Origin of the sequence: Sphingobacterium siyangense (assembly GCF_007830445.1) — a bacterium.
GTDB lineage: Bacteria > Bacteroidota > Bacteroidia > Sphingobacteriales > Sphingobacteriaceae > Sphingobacterium > Sphingobacterium siyangense.
This window is the reverse complement of record NZ_VLKR01000043.1, coordinates 12,263-35,692: the sequence shown is the minus strand read 5'-3', so window position 1 is coordinate 35,692 and position 23,430 is coordinate 12,263. Positions and strand designations below refer to the sequence as shown.

Below are 23,430 nucleotides of genomic sequence, written 5' to 3'. Positions count from 1 at the left end.
GAAAGGGGACATTTTTTTCTATTAAAACCCGTGGTATTTTAATTCCATTTCATCATGGGCAAGGTTACAGGGACGGATTAATTAACACTAATAATCACTATCTTAATAATGCTATTTTAGAATTTTGTAAAAAAACCACTAAAATATTAAACTACATTATGAATTTTAATTAATAAATCTTTACTTAGCAAAAAGTAAATACCTATTTTTAATGAAAATTCATTTTCTTCCAGCTTTTCATGGCGATGCTATTTGGTTAAATTATAATGATAGTAACGGAATCCCTCGAAACATACTTATAGATGGTGGTCCCGCAGAAACATATAGTGAAAAAGATAAAAAAGGTAAAATTGAATTTGGTATCCTATCCGACACAATTAATTCAATCAGAGATAATGAGCAAAGAATAGATCTTTTGATATTAACTCATGTCGATGATGACCATATTAATGGTTTAATGCATTGGATAAATGACGATGTCCACGCAACATCTTTAATTGACCGAATTTGGTTTAATTCTGGTAAGCTAATTTTTGAGCATTTCAATGTTTCCGATATTATAGAAAACCATATTGCTCTATCTGTGGGAGAGTCTACCGACACATCAATTAAAGATGGCGTAACTTTTGAAAACCTTATAAAAAATAAAGGTATTTGGGAGTATAAAATTATTAAACAAGGACAGTCTATAGAGTTGCTTGATTTAAAGTTTAGAATTTTATCGCCTGATGAGGATGGCCTACGTGAATTATTGCATAAATGGGAGAAGAAAGAGCCAGAAAGTTTAACTGCCGCTTCGAAAGACTATAAAAAAACAATCACAGAACTTTTGACTTCAGATGTTTATGCCAAAGATCCATCTATTCATAATGGCAGTTCTATTGCATTTATAATTACATACAATGGCAAAGATATGTTGTTTTTGGCTGACGCGCATCCCGAAAAGATAGTCGAAGGTTTAAAGCATTTCGAATTTACTAAGGATAATCCTCTCGTATGTGAATTCGTTAAGATCAGTCATCATGGTAGTAAATACAATACAAGTTACAAGCTCTTGGAACTGATTGAATCACCAACTTATGTTATAAGTAGTAATGGATCAAAGCGATCCCCATATAAACAATGCCTTGCCAGAATAATCGATTCTAAAAAAGATTTATCTCTTTTTTTTAATTATCCTGAACTTGCTAAGGATATATTTCTTAATGAAGATTTTGAAAATTATCCAGATTTGAAAATACTTCCCGTTGATTACGAATTTAGAATTGCATGAACGATCTCTCCATTTTTACAGTAAAGGTAGAGGGAGGAAGTGGTTGCATTTTTCAACCTATGTCCGAAGACTATTCTTATGTATTGACCGCAAGACATGTTCTACTTGAAGCTGAAATGCCATACTCTATTATCCGACAAACTATTGGAGAGGATGGATCAGTGAACGAAGTAGAGCTAAAGATAATCGGAGAACCTTATTATCATCACGATCCTGACAACTTTGATGCTGCTATTATTAAAGTGGAGGCTATTAAGGATAATCCTATTGAACTTTTAAGACTTGATAATCCACTTGAAAGTTCGGGAATTTTCGTTTTGGCAGGCCATCCTGATGCTAGAGGAAAACAAATTTATTCTTATAGGGATAATAATTTAGTGCTGAAAAACAGGAAGCCGTATAATTATATAGAAGCTGAGTTGGAAAATGTTGCTACACACAAGGAAATTGTTGGGCAGTCCGGTGGCGGCATTTTTAGATATGAAGACGGACATTGGTTTTTAGCAGGTATTCAGAAAAAAATGTCGGTGCCTGATGGGAAAGAAACTTTGGGCAGGATTGATTTTATGCCGCTGTCATTCTTCGACGCTATTGTGAATACAAATAGGGAGGATCTAATTGATCTTTTGCCGTATTACCTAACGTCATTTTCTCTATTGAAAGATCAGGTCATGAAAATAGAGGGATGTTTAGTTCCTAACAATGTTGCTTACACGAGATCATTTTTGCGGGGAATAACAGAAAATATTGTTGCAAATAAGCTCACCCCCTTGTACGTTCGAGAATTCTTTAAAGATCGCTTACTAGTTGGAAAAAGACCCCGAAAAAATATACTTTTAACTAGGGATTTGTGGGTTGCTTGGCTAGAATACCTTATAATATTAAATCTTATCAAAGACAATGGAATTACAGAGGGGAATTTGGAAGAGAATTTTAATTGCTATCGGGTATTGTTTTCCAATACTAATAAAGATTGGTCAACAGAATTCAAAGAGATAACACTATCTAATTTCCATGGCTTGGCAGCAAACGGTTGTATAATCGTTAGCACGAAGACTAAGCCAGAAAAGTATACGATTCCCTCTGGAGCAATCGATGATATTATTAGAGCAAATAATGTTCATAATTCCGAAATGCAGATTGACGACGGGGTTGAACATCCATTTAAGAGCTATAAATTGGTTCATTTATATGCTTTCCAAAAGAAGTGCATTATTGATAAAGAGGACGAATATAGTCAATTTACCAATCTTACAGATGCCGAATTAATTATAAAATTGAAACAGGAATATGAAGAACTGCTCAGACCATAAAGATTTACAATCTATTCGAAATATTTATCAAGATGTTTCGATAGGTCTTTATCAAGAAACAATACCCGGTACTGTTAACGTTTTTACGCTATTTTTTGAAAATAAAGCCATTCTTTATCATGCTTGGAAAGATATCTATAGCTCAGTTGCCGCCTACTTTCAAACAGGCCTCCCAGTCGATGCTGAATTCGAACGGTGGAATATCTACCTGTTATATATATGTCGTGAAAGTGTTGATAAAGAGCTTCAATATAAGATCGAAAATGACAGGTTTGCATGCAGAAAAATTGTTTTAGGCGATTTCGCTGATGAGTTAGATGATAATTTAGTCAATAATCTTATAAGCGAGCATATTACAAATTCAGATCTTCAAATTACTGGTAATTTAGGGCTACAACCAAAGATTTTTAATAAGGACACACAATTGTCTCAATTGATGAATCGTCATAGGTTCAAAACTGCTAAAAACGTTGAGGATTTTGATATAGGAGGAATATTATCTGATCTTGAAAGGAGGTTCAAAAATGAAATTTAAAAAAGTTGAAATACAAGCTTTTAGAGCATATGATAAGGTCGAAAATGGAACATTTGATTTCACGACGAATGATACAGGTGAGATTGCAGATTTCATCTCGATTTATGCTCCAAATGGATTTGGAAAGACTTCCTTTTATGATGCTGTAGAATGGGGTTTCACAAATAATATTAATAGGTTTCTTAGGAAACATGGAAAAAATGCAGATGCTGCAAAAGCCGAAAGAACGTATAAAGCAAATTTTGGAAACAAAGATAAACAGCATATAATTCGTAATAAATACTCTAACCCGGACTTACAGGGGTTCGTTAGACTAACCACAACAATTTCTAACGATGTTATTGTTAACAACATACCAGATGTAAGATCAGGGCAGCCTGATTTTAAGTTTAAAGCTACTGACACAAAGAAAGGTACTGAGTTCTTTCAGGATGTTTTGCTATCTCAAGAATGGATTGATGCATTTTTGAAGGAGGATGACGCGGGAATTCGTTATGACAAGTTTATAACTTATTTCGGTGATAAAAAACTCGATGGATATTATAAAAACGTTGTCAATCTAATTAAAACCAACGATACAAATATCGTGGATTTAAAGGGGAAGTTGGAAGATTGTCAGCTTCAATTGAATTTGGATGTTGATATCGAAATCCTTTCCAAGATTAACTCCCACATCGATTTTTTAAAACAACATGGGTTAGATTTTCAAAATATAGGATCTGAATTTTCTGATATGGATTTCTTAGCTTTGTCAGACCTTATTTCAACAAAACTTCTTAATCTTGAATTCGAGCTGGAAAAACTGTTGCTGAATGAGAGATCTCTTGAGGATTTACTTGTAGGAACATTCGAAGAGTCTGGGGCTACCATCTATATCGAATCTATTGGAAAACTTAAACAAAGCGCTGAAGAGTTACAAAAGTTTCAGGCAACATATTTAGAATTAAAAACCGAGCAGCAGAGACAAAGCGACCTAATACAGGTTAATAAGAAATTGGATTTACTTGCCGAAACTTTAAAAGAAGCTGAAAATGTAAAAAATAATTTCACTACCTACTCCGAGATCTTAGGACAATATAATACCATAACATTAAATCTTAATTCAGAAAATGAGAAACTGATTGCAGCTGAAAATAATCGTGAAAACTCTGATCTTAAATTAAAACAATTAGATAATCGTATTAATACTATTCTAGCAGAGATTGAAAAAATGCGTCAAGTATTTGTTGATGTAACTCAAGAAGAATCTGTCAGGTTAAAACTTACTACTCTGCAATCAGAGACAAATAAAGAGTTCCAAGAAATTGAAGAAACGAACAACGGTAAAAAGACAGAAAGATCTTTATTATTGGAAGGTTTGATTGAACAAGAATTAACACAAGAGTACATAAAGGATAATAAATTTAACCTATTGCCGGATTTCCTAAAAATAAAATTTCAATCCGAAATACAACTTGCTGAATCACTTATTGTTGAGAGGGGGGAAGTTTCAAAAGATTTAGAAAAATTGAACTCGACCATAGAACAACAAAAGCAATTCAGTGAAGAGTTGCAACAGTTTATTCTGAGAGGCTCGGAACTGGTTAATAAATCACAAAGCTCGCGTTGTCCATTATGTGATACTGCTTTCGAGTCATTTGATCAACTCTCTTCGGAGATAAATAATAATAATTCGCTCAATAATGTTATGCAGCTGCTTATTGAACGACGATTAAATTCAACAAAAGAGCTGGATAAGATAAGCGGCTCTATCGTGAATGCATTACAACCACTTGTTGCAGAAGTGGAAAGACAAGTTGATGCCACTAAAAGTCAAATCAAGCTTCAAGATGAATTAATCGAAGGTTTAGAGAATAAATTAAATGAGTTAAAGGACAAATCAAAAGACAACGAAGCAAAACTTCTCGCATGGTCAGCGAAATTAAGTGGGTTGACTCCAGAAAAGTTTAATTCAAATAATCAGGCTGCAATTGATTTATTAATAAACGAATTAGCAAACCTTCATCATTTGCAAAAAGATTTTATAAAAAGTGGTATAGATGGTGATTCTGAGATTAATGATTTGAAAAATAACGTTGCGGAAAAACGGAAGTTATTGAAACAAGCCAGGGAAAATCCAAGTTACGAGATAGTTCTTTCATTTTATAAAAGGCTGTTTCCAGAAGTCGATGTTGAAGTTCAACACTTAGACGATTTCATATCTAAAATCTCTAAAGAAATAAATGATCTTTCAGGGGTAAAATCGATCATCATTAAAGCTTCTGATGAGTTCAAAAAATTAGGAATTATAAATGGTATTGATGAAGTAATTGCTGATCTAACGATCTCGGAGCATATTAATGATTCCCATCTCCGTCTTATTAAAAGATTTGAGCAGAGCGCAGAAGGATATGGGTTAAAAATTGATAGAGATATTTCTTTAGCAGATTTAGAGAAAACAATAAAAGACGAGATTTTAAAAGTCAATATGCTAGCAACTAAAAACATCGAAACTACTCAACATCTGAGACTTTTAGAGAAACTAAAAGAGAATGTCATGCCGTTTCTGACTCATCAAAGAATTCGTCATGCGGCAGATGACCTCACCAAACGAATTAAGCTTTTAAAAGATAAAGTTGGCAAAAGTCTTACAGCTGAACGTGATCGAATATCAAAATTCATACATGAACAGGTAGAGTCATTCTTTTTTGAAGATTTAATCAATGTACTTTACCGTAAGATTGATCCACATCCAGAATGTAAAAAGATCAAATTCCAATGTGATTTTTCCAATGATAAACCAAAACTTAATGTGTTTGTTACCGGAGAAAATGGTGATAATCCATTGGTTCCTAACCTATACTTTAGCACGGCACAGATGAATATATTAAGCTTAAGTATTTTTTTAGCTAAAGCCCTAAATGCTGAAAATAAAGGGCAACCTGTCAATTGCATTTTTATTGATGATCCAATCCAATCTATGGATAGTATTAACATACTTTCTGCAATCGATTTATTTAGGAGTATTGTCGTGAAATTCAAAAAACAAATTATTCTTTCTACCCATGACGAAAACTTCCATAATTTATTAAGGAAAAAAATACCAGTTGGCTTATTTAATGCTAAATATATTGAATTGGAAACTTTCGGTACTGTTAAAGCAAATACTTAAAAAATTTCTAATCGTCGTTCTGGATGATAATAACGGTGGGTCTTTTGAGCACATATTAGGTGAACTAGATTATGAAAAAGCAGTGGAATCGGGTTAAGCCGCACAATAAAAACAAATCTAAGAAAAATTCGTATTCTGAAAATTTAATGACTAAACTTAGAAATAAAGCTATAAGGCAAAATGGTAGTATGTTTTTTGACTATTATTCTATACCTTTTGCCTACTATATGTCATTGTTAAGTGAAAGAATTAAGGAAATTCAAGATTACAGGAAAGAGTTTTGGCAGGATATAGATGCCCGCATCTATAATGAAGAGCTTAGTATTGAGTATCTCAATAAATATCAATTTTTTCTTGAGAAGAAAATTGAAGGTATAATTTCGAAATACACTATTGGCTATTGGTTACATCTTTCAAGAAGGGTAGCTCCTTCATCTGGAGGGGATGATAAGAGAGCCGAAACGGTATTATATTGTTTTAATATCCTTAACGCGGCGATACAAAAATATGCTGTAAAGCAGAATAGCTACGAATTAATTATTCTTTGTGAGGAAAATATCCCTAAAATGCTTAAAGGTTTATATCTGACATCTGGATTTACTGAATATCTTCCGTTAATAAAGGGGGCGATAGGACAATTTGTACTTGCGGATTTCGACGAGGAGAATCTTTTGGAATTCATTAATTTGAAAATGTTGGTTTATGAGATTTGGTTCTCTGGGGCAAAAAAGAGAATAATATCTAAAGGAGCTAATTTAGTAGTAAACCCTAAAAATGAAGATATTATAGATGATAATCGTAGTGCAGAATTAAACTCTTTAGTTACGAATTTTGATAGGAGGCTTAGCCGTATGCAGTCTTCCGCGACTGGTACTGTATTTCAAGGTGATAGTCGGGGTACTGGAACTTTAATTATGTGTCAGGTTTTTAGCACAATGAATCCGAAATATTTCAAAGATTCGATAGCAGACTATTTAGGACTAAAAATAGTCGGAAATTTACCACCTAACTTTACCTTAGAAACATTTCCTATTCGTGCTTTTGTGAAAGCCCATCTACCTTTGAATAGCTCTTTCATAAAGCAGAATAATGTTAGCTTTGAGTATGTTGTGGGTGTTATAGCTGACTTATGTCTTTCCTATATTTCAAAGATTTTTGTCGATAAAAATCACCTAACTTATATCAATATCGTAAAGAGAGGTTATCAACTTTACAAGAAGGATGAGTATGTGTCCATGATAAAACAAAATTGGGGGCAAGTTATGGAGTATACAGGAATCGAGGCTCATTATGACAAAGATGAAATAGACAAAGCCATTTGTTTTTTAACTCTTACCGAAAATAATGCTAATGAAATTCGCCTACCCACCGCTGGTCCCTTTAAAATTATTATTCCCTGGGATAATAATGGGGCGATTTTGATAGATCATTCTATTTCAATTCAATTGCTTTACAATATTTTTCACAATATTCCCATGGCTGGTCATAACTTTAGAGGCGATACATTAGAAGAAGCACTTAAGGTTAGAAAGAGCTATTTGCCTACAAATCCCTGCAAAGGATTTGATAATTCATCTAAACAAATTGACTTTTCTATTTTGGTAGGTGATGTACTTGTAATAGCAGAATGTAAAGTGGTTGCACGTTCATTTGGAATTTTGGGAGGTGATGCTAGGGCAATTGCACATAGGACAAAAAGTGTTGTAGAAAAAGGTTTAACTGAGGTCGATGACAAAGCCGAATGGTTGATCTTACATCCAAAAGGTACAAATTATGATCTTGGAGAAACCAAATTTATTTTACCTTTGGTTGTTTCTCCATTTACTGAATTTATACACTCATTTGAGCCAAGATATTGGTTATCAGGAGACCTTCCAAGAGTTCTAAATATTACAGAATTCGAAGAGTTAATAAGCTCTGGCTTGAAAGAAGTCGGACGGGACAAAATGTTATCCATCTCAAATTAGTGCAATTTTTTGCAAATGTGATTTATGTGTTGAATTTTTTTTGGAAACAGAAGCTGGTAATAGTCCTATTTCCTATTGCTGCTTTCTTGTATGGGGGAATATATAGTTCATACAATTGTATTCTTTTGAGTAATTATATAGTTTCACTATGCCATTAAACTTGAGTTACACTGCGTAGGGTTTAAAATGTCAGTTTCCTGAATTTCTACCACACTTCAATTATATTTTAGATGGAGCAAAGTTGCTTTACGGATCGAAAAGCAAAATTACAGAAAATGACCGAACAAAGATATTTATCAAATATGTATTTGCTAATAGCATTTACGTATTTGAGATTATTCTATGAGTCACGTATGGCTTTGGCCATTCATCCGTATAAGAATCAGCTTTATAATAGAATTCTTCCCTTACTATATATGCGAATTTCATATTATTTTTCTGCAAAATATCCCTAAAAAAGGCAGTATCGATAACCAGATAGTTTGAATGGGGGATCAAATGTAAGTGATGGTTATATGTTTCCCGTAATCCTGACATAAAATCCGCAGCTTTCGCAATAGGCCGTTCCTTAGAAAAATAGAATATACCATCGGTTTTGGCTTCCAATCTTAATTCGGAACCCAATAGAGGATGTAATAACACAAAAGGGTTGAAGATGCGATAGTATTCCCATATATGATGAGTCGGAATATTAAGTTGAGCTGTCAAGGGTTGTAAACCTGAGATTACAAGGTTCTGATTCCTTGCAAAATATCCTAAATCATTATCCAAAGAACCAAATTCGTTGAGGTTTCGAATTTTTGGATACAAAAATCCATTGGCATGAATTTGATCATAGATTTGGTCCGCATTTCCAATTAATGTCTGGTTTGATGGGTACGCAAATGCTATTGTTTTTTGTACGTAATAGGTCTCAGCCGAATAAAAGTCTTCACCATGATGAAATACAGCGTTCATCGATAAAATAGTGTTATCTCCAGACGCAATAAATGCTTGGTTTAATTCTTCGGATAAATCCGGATGCGCATCTCCTGATTTTATTAAAGACACATGATACTCGGGCCACCATTCCGGTTTAGGTTGTGGGGAAACCTCCCATATTGAATAGTCTATCGGCAAAATTTTTAATGTCAGACGGAAAAACGTCCCTATGTCAAGTAACCCCATATCATAAAGGCTATCGATAATTTTAAAGAATGTCGATTTTAAGATTTCAGCAAAAATAGTATTCCTACCAATCATTACTGTAGTTCCCCTATTTTCATATTCTTCATCATCAGACCGGTATACCAATCCCATTTCCTCACAACGCTCTTTATACATACACAGCCACGCTCTCCATACTGAAAATGGACTACGGTCTTCAATATCATCCAAAAAATCGAGATAAGAAAGTGTCAGGTTTCTGCCAATCAAATTTCTGAAATGATCGATATCAATTTCGGGAGGTGTGGAATTAATTGCGACAATAAGCGGCCTATCGATATATAATGGAACTTTCAATATCTCGGCAATACGTTTAAGTAATAAATCGGTCGCTATACATCGAATTTTTAGTAATGTACCCAATCGTAATTGCCCCAGATGTTTAAACGTTAATGACTGCTGATTCTGTAGTGAGCGTATAATTACAAACAGCCCATAACATGCAGTAGATTCCAGTTTACAGGATTCTAGCCAAGAATAGAACATTGAGTGAATCTCTCCCGATTTATCATTACGCAGAAGTTCAGATATTTTTTCTGCAGCAGTAGATTTTACTAATGGGCTCATCCATTCCAAACGACGCAAGAGTAAATCAAACGGTTTAATTTCTTTTGGCTTAGTCCAAAATTCAGGAACCGGTAGATTCACATTAGGAAAAATGCTTGCGAGAGTATCTAAATAGAATTTTACATACTCTTCAGCACGTTGTACCTGCCCTGCATCAACAAAGAACTGGATACTTTTGGGAATTGGAATTGAATAATTCTTTTGGTCACCATATCGTAATCCTGAGTTACTCACAGTCCATTGATAAAACTCTTCTCTCCTGTGTGGAAAACTTTGATTAACCTCCAGCCAAACAGCACGAGCGTTTTCCATACGAACAATATAATTGCTGTTCCAGCCCCCAATAGCGATCATTTGCCAGCACAAACAATCAAAGGCGAGTGCCTTGTCAACTTTCAATGCGTAGGGATATAATATATTTAACGTTTCTTTTCCTATATCCCAAGGTTTATCACCAAACACACTTTTAATTTCTTTTAAAATTTCTAAAGTTGAATTCGGCAACTTTCGTAACCAGAATTTTGCCCAAAGATTAATAAAACGTCCTTCGTCAAACGTTGTAAAGTCTTCTTTTTCCTTTCTGTCTGACAGGATCTTAGCTAAACTACCTGGTATTACGGAGGCGTAAGATTTGTCATTTGAATTCTCGGGTTTATACGATGGGGAATTACTTTCTTTCTTCGAATAATTGAGCCCCCCGAATTTTGAGTGAATGTTTGCAATAACTTCGGTCATCTTGGGGTTAACTTTTTCACTTGAAATAGTAGAGAACCCAGAATGGTCTATTGCGGTACATGCTAAAGCAAATGAGACAGGATCATTTAAGTTCAGCGTTTTAAGAACACTAGTCCAGAGAATGTCACTATCAAGGTACTCTCTGGTATCTAATCGATGAAAATAAAAATTATACAACAACTGAATATCATAACGAGCCACTAGTAAGTAAAAAGCAGAGATAAAATGCCTTGTTTCATCACCATCTGTGAGCTCTTCTATATAATAAACAAATGGCATTAACCTATTCAAATATTCACCTGTTTCGGTTGACCCAGAATCAATAAGAACCTCTATGCTCTCTATTATATCATGCATGAACATATCTTTATGATAACCATAGGCCAATATATTTTCTGCGGCCAGATAGAGAAGTCTAGGTAAGTGCAAGCCATTTTGGAAGTCTTTATATAGCAAGGTTAGGCCTAATAGGCTTTGCGCTTTGTCTTTGAATGGTATTAGCTCTTGTTGAAGCTTGTCTAGTTGTTGTTCCAGAAAAAAATCCAAAGCTTCGTCGGAAATTGACACCAGCTTGCTTTGTACCAGATCAAATAGCCTATTTTGGTAATACCATTTATGGTGAAATAAGAAATCGAGCTCCGCTTTGGTCAGCTCAGGTTGATTTCCGTTTCGGATGTTTGTAATCTGTATTAACCATACTGCTTCTTCTATAATATAGGGAACAACGGCTCTTCTAAGTTCATAGATTTTAAAATCATATGAGAAGTCCAATTTTGGAAGTTCCTCAAGATGCTGGAGTACATCATGAAGTTTTATTCTTTTTTTCTCTGAGAATGATCTTCCCAAAGTTGAAGCGATTCTAACCACAATTTTCGCCAGTTTTAAGGGCCAACGTTCCGAAGCGTTATTTAAGAATTTATTGATTGTTGTTTTATTATCAGCTAAAGTGTTAAAAAAGGCCGCGTCGAAAGTGCGTTCAAACAGTTTTATTATTTCTATACTTTGTGAGGAACTATAGTATTCATATTCGTCAGGGAATTCCTCTTGACTAGGAAAATCACATAATTTCGCTGGTCGAAGTCCTGAATAAACAGAATAAAAGTTCATCATTCGATGAGCTTTTAGGTTTGTTCTGGTTATGATTTCTATCCATTGATAAGAGTCACTCAACATATCTCGTCGCATGAATACCTCCAAAAGTGCTACACGCTCTGATGGTTTTAGTCTCAGTCTTAGTAATGCATCTATACGTTCTCTATTATTAGCTTCGTCTGCCAGTAGGCAATTTAGGTAAGCTGAAAAGTATGTGGAGGCTTCGCCTGATTTACGGAATTGTTTGAGAAAATTGAAGACCTTGGTTGTAGGAATATCCGGAAAAGCGACCAATACTTCTATCCAGTTTAGAGTTAGTTCTCTTTGATCAGAATTTCGGTCTTTGTAAAGTTCGTTCATCCTCTCTATTACCTCCAAAGGAATATCGTTTACAATCCCTCTGTTTTTAAGACTTATCAATATCTCTTTAACTTGGTAATGGGTCAACTTTGAGAAGTCCGGATATGTTATGGCAAGATCGGGCTTAGACCGAAAAGATGTAATCCAAAGCGTATTAAGACACTCGGCCATGTTAAATGTACGATTTGCAAAGTAACTGGAGACAACTGAAAAGTAAATTACCTTGTCGATACGTTTATTTTCGAAAGCTGCTTTAGCTGCAAGATCCAATAACTTTTGAATCTGAACCTCATCCCGACAATCAAGATAACTGTTTATGATCCAATCGTGGCTTAATGATAAAAGAGGCGCAGGATTATTCAAATAATATTCAATTTTTGCTGATTCTGCCCATCTCAGAGATTCTTGCTCTGGATTTTGTAACCATTCTCTGATGATCCTGTAAAGTGCTGTCTGTTGCTCTTTTAATTCTGGTTGACCATTCATGAAGACGTGAAAACTGTTGTGATAAACTGAGATTCCAGACAACTCTATACGTAACAGATGAGATACATCCTTAAATGCTATACTTACATCGGCTGGATATTTGGTCAAGTAGGCAGCGAGGGAAAAAAGTTGCTCCTTGTGCAACTTAAAATCCAATGTTGTTATTGCATAGCAAAGACTCTGTGCAAGCTCGGATAGCGAACTCCACAAAGCAACATAATAGTTTGAAATATCATTACCAAATGGCTTTATTCCCCTAAGATCATAGCTCGAGAGATTTCTGTCATTATTGCTAATCTCCGTAATTACGTATCTTAGGTGCAATGGGTTTCCTGCAGTTAACTCATAAAGTGCGTCCGTACTCTCTCGAAAGTACTCCTTATGTTTTTTTGCAACATCAGGAAATGCCTTTCTCGCAATCTTTGCAACCTGTGTCCTGTTGAGACCTTTAATTTCGGTCCAATCAGACTTGGGAGCATATTGTTCAACAATTCTTGGAAAACATGGAGTTGCCATCTCCTGTGTTCCGAATATTACCCAAAAGCCTTCCTGCGGAAATATAATATCATTTAAGAATGATACTAAAGCGTCCCGGTTTTTACCTTCCCTAATAACATGATCAAGTCCATCTATGATAAGAACAAATGTAGTTCCTTGAAGACGGTGATACTCCGCAATTCGATCTATAAATTCCTTAATAGCGGTATACTCTGTATTTATTTCACCGAGTTCCCTAATCACTGCGTTCTTTTGTTTTTTAAATTCAGCTTTAAGGGCTTCTTTGACCCGATCCGAGTTAAGTCGCTCTGCAAAGGAGGAGTCCTTAGGGTTTAGGTGGTAATGGTGCCTAAAGACCATGATCCCGTTTTTCTTCAACGTGGAAAATAACTTTGACAAATAAGTACTCTTACCGCAACCTGGTTTTCCAGTAAAGACCTTTATACCTCCTTTGACATCTTTAAGCTCCAACAGCAATTTCTCATGAAATCCCCTGTCAAAGAATTCGAAATCGTCAGGTATTTCAAAATTTTGATTTAATGGCCTTGGATTATCCCATGAAAGACAACTACGTATTTCTTCAAGCGTGAAGATTTTAGGAAACATGGCGCGTCCCTGGGAGGTAATATAGAGTAATAGGCTATCGACACCAGCTTTAGTCACTTTTAGCTCTTTATACAAAATTTCTCTTAGCGTTGATTCAAGTTCTTGAATGCCTGGCTGATTGAACTTAAAGTCAAAGTTCGTGAAGAAACTTTCCAAATCTTCTTCAGAAAACTTATCTGTCAGCTCTTTATAAAAATCAGGATCGACGTTTGCCACCTTTCTTTTGTCCAATTTAAAGCCAGATAGGCATTTGGCTACATCTGCTGCGATATTTCCATTGCTTTCCAGTGAAGATTTTATTGGCTCAAATTGGAGAAGTGCTAAATATGAGCTAATCCATTTGAAGAGTCCCTTCGCTTTAAGTTCTCGAAAATCCCATAGATCCCTATCGGGATGTTGGCGATGCTTGAGCTGAAAATACTCGGTCGTGCCTTGAGTTCTGGTAACGGTAACGTCATCGATTGCGAAATGTTTTTCCTTTACCAGATCTGGTTTAAATTGGATTCGTATTTGAGTGTATGCCCTAGGATTAAGAAGCCATTCCACACAATATTTTAGTACGTGAAGGTCCTCATAGGTATAGCCGGATCTAATTGAACTGTTAGGATTAATTTTGCTCATATCTATTGACCAAAATAGTGAATTTTTGCGATACATTGTTAAGAACGAAAGTTTAGATTAATCAAATCAGCCTTAGCCAGGTAACGTTGTATTTTTATTGAGTTCTTATAGTATCTGCAGTCGTCAGTATTTATTTTTATTCGTTGTACCCCAAATAAAAGCTATCCATGCACAAAAAGCTACCGAAAATCCAATCCAGGGCGTCGTCATGCTGAGCGCTCCGAAAAAACCGATTGTAGATAAGATACAAATGATAAAGAATAACAGTATTGTTTTCATAATAGCAGATTATAATTAAAAAAAAGTATACTGCAACGAATAATTTCGTTGCAGTATGACTTAAGCAGCTTGTTTGTTTATCTTCTTCTTTTTTTTAGATTTCTTAGGTTTATCTTTCTTGGACTCGATTTTTCTAAGAATTCTCATAACTTTCTTTTGAACATCGTCAACAATTTTCCAGTCTTTTTCAATATATATATCAGTAACTCTATTTCCTTCATCTACATGATTTAAAGCGAGAGAGACATCATCTTTATTTAATCGACATCTATTCCTGGCCGTATTAGCAAAAGTGTGTCTTGCCCAATATAGGGTTAGATTTTTAATTCCGGTTAAGTTTCGTAGATGAGCCATTCCTTTAGAAAGTGCATAATTCAGATAATTTGGACTTTTATATCTGCATTTTAGTTTTTCAACGTATTTTTCAAGAAGAGGTCTTGCCTCTTGTATTATTCTAATGCTAATAAATGCGTTATCTTTTCGTAAGTCCTTGGTTTTTTTTCGATTATAATCAATTCGACCGTTTCTAATATTTTGTAAGCTAAGATAGTAGAGATCAACAGCATTGATTCCACAGAGATAAAATGATAGCATATAAAGTTCTTTGGCTAATTCAGCTCTGCTATTTGGAACTGTAGGACAATCTCTTAATTTTAAAACATCATCGATTTCATTGTTTCTTTTTTTTGTTATCGGAGGGGACCCGACTTTATATCGTTGAAAAGGGTAGTGCTTAATTCTATAAATACCTAAATCTTCATTGTTATATTTTCTTCTAGCCTCGTTAAATAGTGTTCTGAGGTCACGCATGTGATTATGTAACCCGCTATCAGATAAACCTTTTTCTGTAGTTACAACAGGCTTGCCGAATTGATTTAACCTCGTCATAATCCGATCTGATTTTAAAAATCTCTCATATGATAATAACATGTTTGAGTTTATTTCCTTTATAGATACCTTCTGCCGTTTGAAATAATCTACTAAACTGTTGCAGATCGCTGAATGATTTTTAGCGGTTCCAGTCCTGCCGTCTGTCTTTAGGCTATTGATATGTTCCTTGCAAAATTGAATGAATTCTACATCTTCATCCCTGTCTTTTAAGTAGTCCCTTAAAGATTCAGCCGTAAAATTTTCCAGCATGGCGTCAAGGTCACTGATTGCTTTGCGATATTCCTTGAGTTGTTCATTTAGTTTATCAAGAATAAATGTGTCCTTGATCTTTTTGGTTTTGGTCAGCTGCTTTTGAACGACATAATGGTTAGTGTCCAAAAACCTTCTTTCTCCTTTGTGATAGACACAGATTTTTACATTGTAGGTGCCATCAGATTTTTTGTGGTGTTCATAAACTTTTGCGCTTACGGTTGCCATAATTTTTTTTCTTTAGCACGTAAAAAGTACCGTTACATATTTGTTACATTTTTACGTGAAGTTCAACAAAAAACTATGCAAAACCGGCCGAATAGGGTACTTTACCCATGGCCATCACATCAATGGAAATTGATGCGAAGAAACAAAAAAAGCGGCTTTTTCGCATAGAAAAGCCGCTTTTTTGCTTTGTGCTCCCACCTGGGCTCGAACCAGGGACCAAAAGATTATGAGTCTGATGGTCATATATCTTGGAAATGGTTGAAAAACGCCATTTCTGCTTTACAGAGGCAATATATGTACAATTTTTGAAATCGCAAAATTTTCTTCCGTTACGTATTTGTTACGGTCTTTTGTGGATTCGATTATGGTGGTACGGGCTGTAACGTAGAGAGGTTTTTGTTTAGACTGTGGGATTCGTTTGTAAATTACTTTTTATATCGTTTCGATACACTTGCTTATTCTATTTATGAGCAAGTCAAATTCGGGGTGCCCGTTATAATATAGTGCGATATAAATTGCATACAAAATATTTACTATCGCTTTTCTCTAAGCATCTGACAAATAAGGTTCTCCCCTCCAATGTTTTGTTAGTATCATTGTTTCGTTATGCGGCCTGTTTTTGTCAGGAATAGGGCCAACTTCAATGACTACAGGTAATTGAGCTGAAATACCTGCTAAGATACAACTGCCTTGCGGTAGTATAGGTAAAGAGTCGAATGAAACTTTGTCTAAATAAGAAATCGTCTTCTCAACAGCTTCGATATCTTTATTGTTTATAAGGCGATGAAGCATATAATTATGTAGCTGCGAAATAATTGTGCCAGAAATATCGGACGGTCGCTGGCTTGCTATAGTGAGAAAGACCCCGAATTTACGACCTTCTTTTATAATTTCCTCAAACGTTTCTAATCGATAATCCTTCCAACTTTCGCTCTCACGTTCCGAATTGTAGGAAAGAATGTTATGAGCCTCATCTATAATTATATTTAGATACTTATCGCGGTCAATTTTTGCTTTCTTTTGTTCATATATCTGCTTACAGATAACCATAGGCAAGATTTTCCTCATCTGTATATTTACGTCTTTCAAAGAAATAATTGACAAAATAGCATTATCATCTCTTTCATCAGTTATATCGACTACTTTTTCCAAATCACTAATACGATCATCCAACCTACCCATTACAGGCCCTATATGTTCTTTGTTAGAGAAACCGTTTTGAATCTCGTAATAGAATTGAAATATTATTTTTAATCTTATACAATGTATAATAGAGAATTTCGTAATATCTGGTTCCAGTACCTTTACTTTTTCTTGGATAATTTTAGGAACGAAATCAGTTGTATTCGAATAGATTGTGTTATAATAGAAAACTTTATTGTTGCTATTAAATTGTAAATTATCGCGGTAATCCTTATAAAATGCCCTGAAATTATTCACCTTATCAGCTAAGCCGAATTGAGCAAGTTCTTCGAGAAATGTAAAGACTAAATTTTTTTCTTGATTTTGGCTTACCTTAGTAGTAATATGTTCAATTGTGACCGCGATCAGTTTTAAGAAGCCCTCATTGGTTTTCATATTGGCATCCAGAAAGTCATTTTTCAACGCTCGAGAGATAAAAGGCGCCTGTGTTTTTTCCGTACAATGCAAGATCAAGGACCAGAACTGGCTATCGTTTATGACTGCATTAGATAGCCGATATTTATTTTTACTGCCATCTCTGCCGGTTGAAAGGCGATAGACTTGTTTGTATTCTGACGATATTATTACTTCATCAACCTTGTCCTCCTCTGGACACATATATTCCCCATTAAAATCAATCAGCAGGAAGCGTGCATTTTTTTGGAATGCGGGTTCGGATTTATATTTGTTAAGTATTTCGTGGTATAGCTTAGCCAGCGTGTATGATTTCCCACTTCCAGTGTTCCCAAATATTCCTATATGACTTGCCAATAATCTATCGATGCTTAATTCTATAGATTTGCCTTTCTCTTGAGCTAACGCGCCGAGTATAAAGGTTTCTTCTTCGTCTTTTACAAATTTGTGAACAAGATTAAACTCATGTTGGGTGAGTAAATACGCCTCATTGTCAACAAGTGGTAATTCTTTAATTCCCTGTTTAAAAATCCCTCCCTCCAAAAAACCTATAAGACTAATCTGTAGCAAACGTTTAATTTTTCCCTGCTCACTATAGTAGGTGTTCGAACTTTCAAATTTATTTTCGTTAATGTATTCCCCCTCGATTTTTCCTACCAAATGGGTAAATCCTTTGGCAATCTTGATATAACTTCCTACGGAAACATTTTTCAATAACTCGCCTTTGTATAATAAATGAGATGCATTTTTTACAGTATCGACTTTTATCTCAACGCTTCGGCCTTTGACAGATACTACCCCTCCGATTTTTAAAATACTATCTAATGTATTCATACCTTATCTGCTTGTTGTGGTAAAGAAACGTTGACAGTAATATCACTTTTTTTAACGGCATATTGGTCAGCGTCAAGCTCGACTGCCAAATTTTTAAACCAGTCGTTATTAAGGTCAGATAGCGTCCCCCCTATGACAATCTCTATATTTTTGAATTTTATGTCTTCAAAGTGAAGTTTTTCTTCAATATCTTTTTTTGCTTGGTCATCATAGGCGAACACACAAATCAACAACGTTGGATTAGAATTTGCCACTCTTTTTGTGATTTCTCTGATATGCTCGTCCGCAAATGAAAAACCAAATACAAATAAAACGGAATTTTCTTTTTCAAGTTCATTGGAATACATACGTAACAATTCATAAAAGTTGTATTGAATCGTTGTTGTATTAAACTTTTCTTTAGTCGGATTAATAATCTCAAGTTTATTATATGCATTCAGAAACTCCGTAAAACTTTTATCTTCCTCCAATTTTCCAGCTTCCGTCAACAAAACTGATATAGATTTTAATTGATCGCCGTTCCAAAACTCTTCGATCAGCTTTTTTTTAATATCGATTTTATTTATTTCCCGTATCAACTGCAATTGACTGTCAAACGCAATCTGATTGGTATCACTTTTCCAAGTAACCGACCCGTGCATTTTATACAAGTTAAAAAGGGGTAGTTCCGCCTTGTTGTCATAATGAGGACTCTTTTGAAAAATACTCTTATGATAGTTACTTGTTGAAAATACAGGATTAATTTTACCTGAGAAACCGTCATTATATTCCAAATTGACAGATTCAAGAGTACAATCAAGAAAAATATCCATATTGGTGGTAAATAAATTGACTTGTCGGCTAATTATATTACTACGTCTTCGAAGTAAGATGATATTTAATGCTATTAAAAAATCCCTATAATTCGTTTTAGTTTTCTCCAAATCGTCAATCCTATCTGGGTCTGTCAAACCACCACTATTATGAATAAACAGATTTCCAGAGATAGCTTTATCGAAATAGTCCTTTTTTATTGAAACCTCGACAATATCTCTTTCTTTAGACGCAGGCTGCTCCGACAACTCCGTCAAAAGTTCTTCTACATTTCCTAATGTTGCAAAGTAATTTCGTGAAGCACCCGAACCAATTAAAAAGTTCAAGTGACAACTTTCAATAATTTTCTTAAATTTATCGTGATCCATATAAAATTGGATTGAGTTAAAGAAATAAAGATAAGCTACTTCTCCATCATATCCAATTTATAAGAAATAGGGATATTTCTTGGAGAACAACAGGCTTAAGAGATATAATTAGATTTGTTTCGCAAAAAAAAGTATTTATATTTTTAATCGTTAACAACAAAAATCCCTGACCACAACATGTGCTTACCTCCCTTTCTTCTACTTAGACTTGAAATTGTATTTTATCGATTGATAGACAAAAAAATCTAGCGGATTGATTCCAATATTTGCTCCATCCATATCTATTGATTCAGGCGTGACATTTTTAGTCGGCCACATTGAGTTCCTGGAACTTAGGTTGTAAAGTTTGGAATGTGAAATCATTTCGCTCAGTTCATCATTTTTTCCTTCTATAACATATTTAATATGATGATTAACTCCCGAAACTAGAATGTCCGCTAATTGGATTGGTAAATGTTCTTTGCTGTTAACAGGAATGATCTCACCAATTTTTATTTTGAAGCTATATTGATTTCTACCATATCCTACTATGACGTCATCGGCGTTTTTCTGAAATTCCAGCAGATCCTCGAAATAGGCTAAGGGTTTGGATGTATCCACGTATACCCGGTCTATTTCTTGATGTAGCTTCGACCAATGGACGCACGAGGCCTTAAACATTGATAACGTAGGATCTAATGTGTATTTTTCGCTAAACCCTACTGTTATATCATTTATATATCCCTTTGTGGATAAGATTAAGTCAAACAGGGTTCTCATCTCGTGAGGGCAAGTTTGTGCTACTTTATGCCATTGACTGTAAAATTCATTTGCCGTAATAATGGTTCTTTCCTTGACCCACCTCAAAAACAACAAACATGCTTTTCTATATTCTTTCTCATCGCACACCTGAGTTCCTAAAAAATGTAACATATTTGCTGATGTAATATTTTCTCCATTCTGATAGAGGTCATATCCCATTTCATCCATCAAATACTCCAGAAGTCTATCTATTAAATGAATGGTCGTAACGAAGAATTTATCAGCAGTATAGTAGTAAACTCGATCTTTCATCATCAAATCGTGATTAAAGATACTTTCGAGAGGTTTAAGATAACTTCGCCTCTTTCTAAGTTTAGCAAAATGCAATTCGTCGGCCTTAACTTGTCCTAGCAATGGTGCTAATATATCTGATGATTCGGTTAATGAAAAATCATGTGATAATAATGTAAAAGCTGGTTGATTAGGATCTAGCAGATAATCGCCTGTGTTCCCTGCCTCGTCAAAATAAATCATTCTTCTTGATTAAAATAGCATAAGTTTGTAACTAAGAACCCACGTTGATTTTTGTGGATCTTTCAAGTTTAGATCTCCGATAGTGATAGTAATTTTCAGGAATTAAAGTGCTATCTTTTCTACTACAGTAAAGTTTATCCTGTACCTGGCGCAACTGTGCCATTGTAGGGACCGCATCGGCCGATCGTAGCTTTCTTGCAGCCTTCCTGACCTCTTCCAAAGATTTGGCAGCCTTCTGATTATCCAGTATCAATCTGATCAGAACTACAATAAGTGGCAAAGTCGGTGTAACGAAGTTGAGTAAGTATCCTTGAATGGATGCATCGATTACAGTCGCGATTGTGAATGAACCAATAACAACCAATAAACAGATAATCATGCAATCGTTCTTAAAATGATATCTTAATTTCCGATCATATTCCAAATTTGTTTCCTGACAGCGAAGCACAGCCTGTTCATGGTTTAACCCTTCTAATTCAATATGGTACCAGTTGTTCAGAGGCGCTCTAGGATTATAGACATATTTTTGTTCCGCTTCATCAATGACTGAATTTTCAGGCTTTTCGCCACTATTTGTTTCATTCCACTCCATGGCATACACACTACAATCAAAAAGTTCCTGTACTTTCGCGCCATTTGTTTTGAATTTAGAAAGGTAGCCGGATAAAAACAGAACGTCGAATAAGGTAATACCTACCGATATCAAACCAACGTAGACCGTAACATCGACTTGCCAAAGATCTTTGGCAACGAGTTTTGTAAAGTTCAAGAATACGACAATAATTATGGTGATGGTTAGTTGCCACCTGTAGATTCTTTTTGCATCTGCATAGATTACTCTTTGGGCTTTTAGCAAGCCCATGTTCTCGGGCAGTTCCTGCCTTGTTTTTATATCATTCATATTGCTAAAATTCAAATCGTATAGTAAGGAAATTCTAGACCAAATATTTCTCGCCATTTTGTAATGGATTCCTTTTGCTTTCCATCGGTCTCTAACTGTCTAGCTTCAACTGCACGATTGTAGTCCAATTGCGCTCTGGTTTTTATTGAATTGCGTTCTTCCCAAGTGAGTGTATTAAGATTTCCCTGAAAGCCTTTTGGATCAGCTAGTGGATTATGAATCTGGTTATAAATGTATGCAAACAAACTCGGCAGCTCTATGTCAATATAATTGCTACTGGTTATACCATATGAATCATAATACTGCAAGATAAGACATTCAAGGAAATATGATCCCATTGTTGCGGCCGTTCGGCGTTTCGTCCAGTACTTCATAATTCTGATCATATCCAGTACGGAAATCTGGTGCTTGCCGTTAATGCCGGTAGTTCTTCGTTTGTCTATCCTAGGATCGGTAGGTTTCCAATTGCCGCTACCATCTGGTATAAGGAAAAAATCTCTTCCGGTATTATCCGGAGCAGTAATGAAACATGGAACGATATCATAAACCCATTCATAACCCAGTTCTAAAGTCACCGCTTCCTGATTACGTTTTATTTCGGCTTTTTTATAAGAAGGCACTTTGCCTAGATAATCCTTGAACTTATTAATTACTTTGATAGAATTAAGTATGTTAGTCCCGACATTGCATAGTGCCAATTGTTTATCGGCATCTTGCGGTACCCGAATTATATATCCTCCTGCATAATTTGATTCACGCCAATTTCCCTGGGCATGCAGGACAATCATTAAATCGATGTCGTCCAACGGACGTATTTTGGTTTTACGAGAGAAAGACCCATAATCGATGCTGGGTAAATCTGAATGTAAGGTCAAGAACTTTCCGTCATTAGGGAACTTCTTGATTTCAGTAACAAGATTTGCTTTACTTTTTTTGGCTATATCATTCCTGTCAGGATGTATCCTGATCACGTTAGACATAAACTCATGGAAAGCGCTGTTTACGGTTGAGGCCATAATTAGTTTGTTTTGTAAAAAAATAAGTTAAAAATAAGCAACTGTTTCTGTATTTAACAGAAGTAGTAAAGACTTTAGGCCATCTGTGATTGTAAATTCTCTTTCAACCATTTATTTGCGCATTCGACTTTGCGCCACGCAGCCGCCCCATGAGCACGTACAACGAAAATCCCATCATCGCCATCCATTAGTGATAATAATCGATATCTAATGGCTTTTGCTGAAAAGGAAGACATAATCAACCAACAAGATTTTAAGACGCGTTTACCGCCGAGCGTATGTATCTCCGCAAACAATGTATCATAATCCTTCGTGTTGTTTAGATCATAGTTTATTACGTAAGCTTTTTTCATATCAAAAATTTAAGTTCCGCTTTGAGCTATTCCACAAGGTCTTGACAATAGATGATTGATAATAGTTGTCTCGCCGAATAAAATCGGCAATAATCCTCTATGCCTTAATACTTTTCCTCTTTAGCAGTAAGGTATGGATGATCATCAATTGCAGTACCAATTTAATATTGTCATGCTTTTGTCAGCTTGGTATATACGTTGACTGAAAATCTGTCAG

At 35.1% G+C, this 23,430-nt stretch carries 13 protein-coding genes; 5 read left to right on the top strand and 8 right to left on the bottom strand.

Annotated features, from left to right (window positions below):
* Positions 1–211: 211 nt before the first annotated feature.
* The 5 genes from IQ31_RS24785 (at position 212) to IQ31_RS24765 (ending at position 8,239) form a co-directional block, all read left to right on the top strand.
* The gene (locus IQ31_RS24785; RefSeq protein ID WP_145330850.1) at positions 212–1,273 is read left to right on the top strand and encodes a ComEC/Rec2 family competence protein; all 1,062 of its coding nucleotides are present in this window, start codon (positions 212–214) and stop codon (positions 1,271–1,273) included.
* Complete coding sequence (locus tag IQ31_RS24780) at positions 1,270–2,586, top strand: ABC-three component system protein (protein WP_145330848.1); 1,317 nt, start codon at positions 1,270–1,272, stop codon at positions 2,584–2,586. The genes IQ31_RS24785 and IQ31_RS24780 overlap by 4 nt, the downstream gene beginning before the upstream one ends.
* Positions 2,564–3,121 carry an ABC-three component system middle component 1 gene (locus IQ31_RS24775; protein WP_145330846.1) on the top strand — a complete coding sequence of 186 codons (558 nt, stop codon included), beginning with the start codon at positions 2,564–2,566 and terminating at the stop codon, positions 3,119–3,121. The genes IQ31_RS24780 and IQ31_RS24775 overlap by 23 nt, the downstream gene beginning before the upstream one ends.
* Entirely contained in the window at positions 3,111–6,272 is a 3,162-nt protein-coding gene (locus IQ31_RS24770; protein ID WP_145330844.1) for a hypothetical protein, read from the top strand. Before IQ31_RS24775 ends, IQ31_RS24770 begins: the two co-directional genes overlap by 11 nt.
* Before the next feature lie 71 nt (positions 6,273–6,343).
* Positions 6,344–8,239, top strand: a complete 1,896-nt coding sequence (locus tag IQ31_RS24765) for a hypothetical protein (RefSeq protein WP_145330842.1) — start codon at positions 6,344–6,346, stop codon at positions 8,237–8,239.
* Positions 8,240–8,560: 321 nt separating this feature from the next.
* Here the strand turns inward: IQ31_RS24765 and IQ31_RS24760 are convergent, their stop codons facing one another.
* The 8 genes from IQ31_RS24760 to IQ31_RS24725 all read right to left on the bottom strand — a co-directional run bounded on the left by IQ31_RS24760 (position 8,561) and on the right by IQ31_RS24725 (position 23,213).
* Positions 8,561–14,410: an ATP-binding protein gene (locus IQ31_RS24760; protein WP_158638970.1), complete on the bottom strand. Its 5,850-nt coding sequence runs from the start codon at positions 14,408–14,410 to the stop codon at positions 8,561–8,563.
* A 339-nt stretch (positions 14,411–14,749) separates the two neighbouring features.
* A complete protein-coding gene (locus IQ31_RS24755) occupies positions 14,750–16,057 on the bottom strand; it encodes a site-specific integrase (protein WP_145330837.1) in 1,308 nt (435 codons plus the stop codon).
* A gap of 546 nt (positions 16,058–16,603) precedes the next feature.
* Positions 16,604–18,487, bottom strand: coding sequence for an ATP-binding protein (locus tag IQ31_RS24750; RefSeq protein WP_145330835.1), 1,884 nt, complete (start codon positions 18,485–18,487; stop codon positions 16,604–16,606).
* Complete coding sequence (locus IQ31_RS24745; RefSeq protein WP_145330833.1) at positions 18,484–19,668, bottom strand: SIR2 family protein; 1,185 nt, start codon at positions 19,666–19,668, stop codon at positions 18,484–18,486. The genes IQ31_RS24750 and IQ31_RS24745 overlap by 4 nt, the downstream gene beginning before the upstream one ends.
* 198 nt (positions 19,669–19,866) lie before the next feature.
* A complete protein-coding gene (locus tag IQ31_RS24740) occupies positions 19,867–20,943 on the bottom strand; it encodes a DUF3800 domain-containing protein (protein WP_145330832.1) in 1,077 nt (358 codons plus the stop codon).
* A 31-nt stretch (positions 20,944–20,974) separates the two neighbouring features.
* A complete protein-coding gene (locus IQ31_RS24735) occupies positions 20,975–21,844 on the bottom strand; it encodes an S-4TM family putative pore-forming effector (RefSeq protein WP_145330830.1) in 870 nt (289 codons plus the stop codon).
* 11 nt (positions 21,845–21,855) lie between these two features.
* Positions 21,856–22,860 (bottom strand): nucleotidyltransferase, encoded by a 1,005-nt coding sequence (locus IQ31_RS24730; RefSeq protein ID WP_145330827.1) that lies wholly within the window; start codon positions 22,858–22,860, stop codon positions 21,856–21,858.
* Positions 22,861–22,934: 74 nt separating this feature from the next.
* Positions 22,935–23,213, bottom strand: coding sequence for a CRISPR-associated protein Cas2 (locus IQ31_RS24725; protein ID WP_145330825.1), 279 nt, complete (start codon positions 23,211–23,213; stop codon positions 22,935–22,937).
* Positions 23,214–23,430 lie beyond the last annotated feature (217 nt).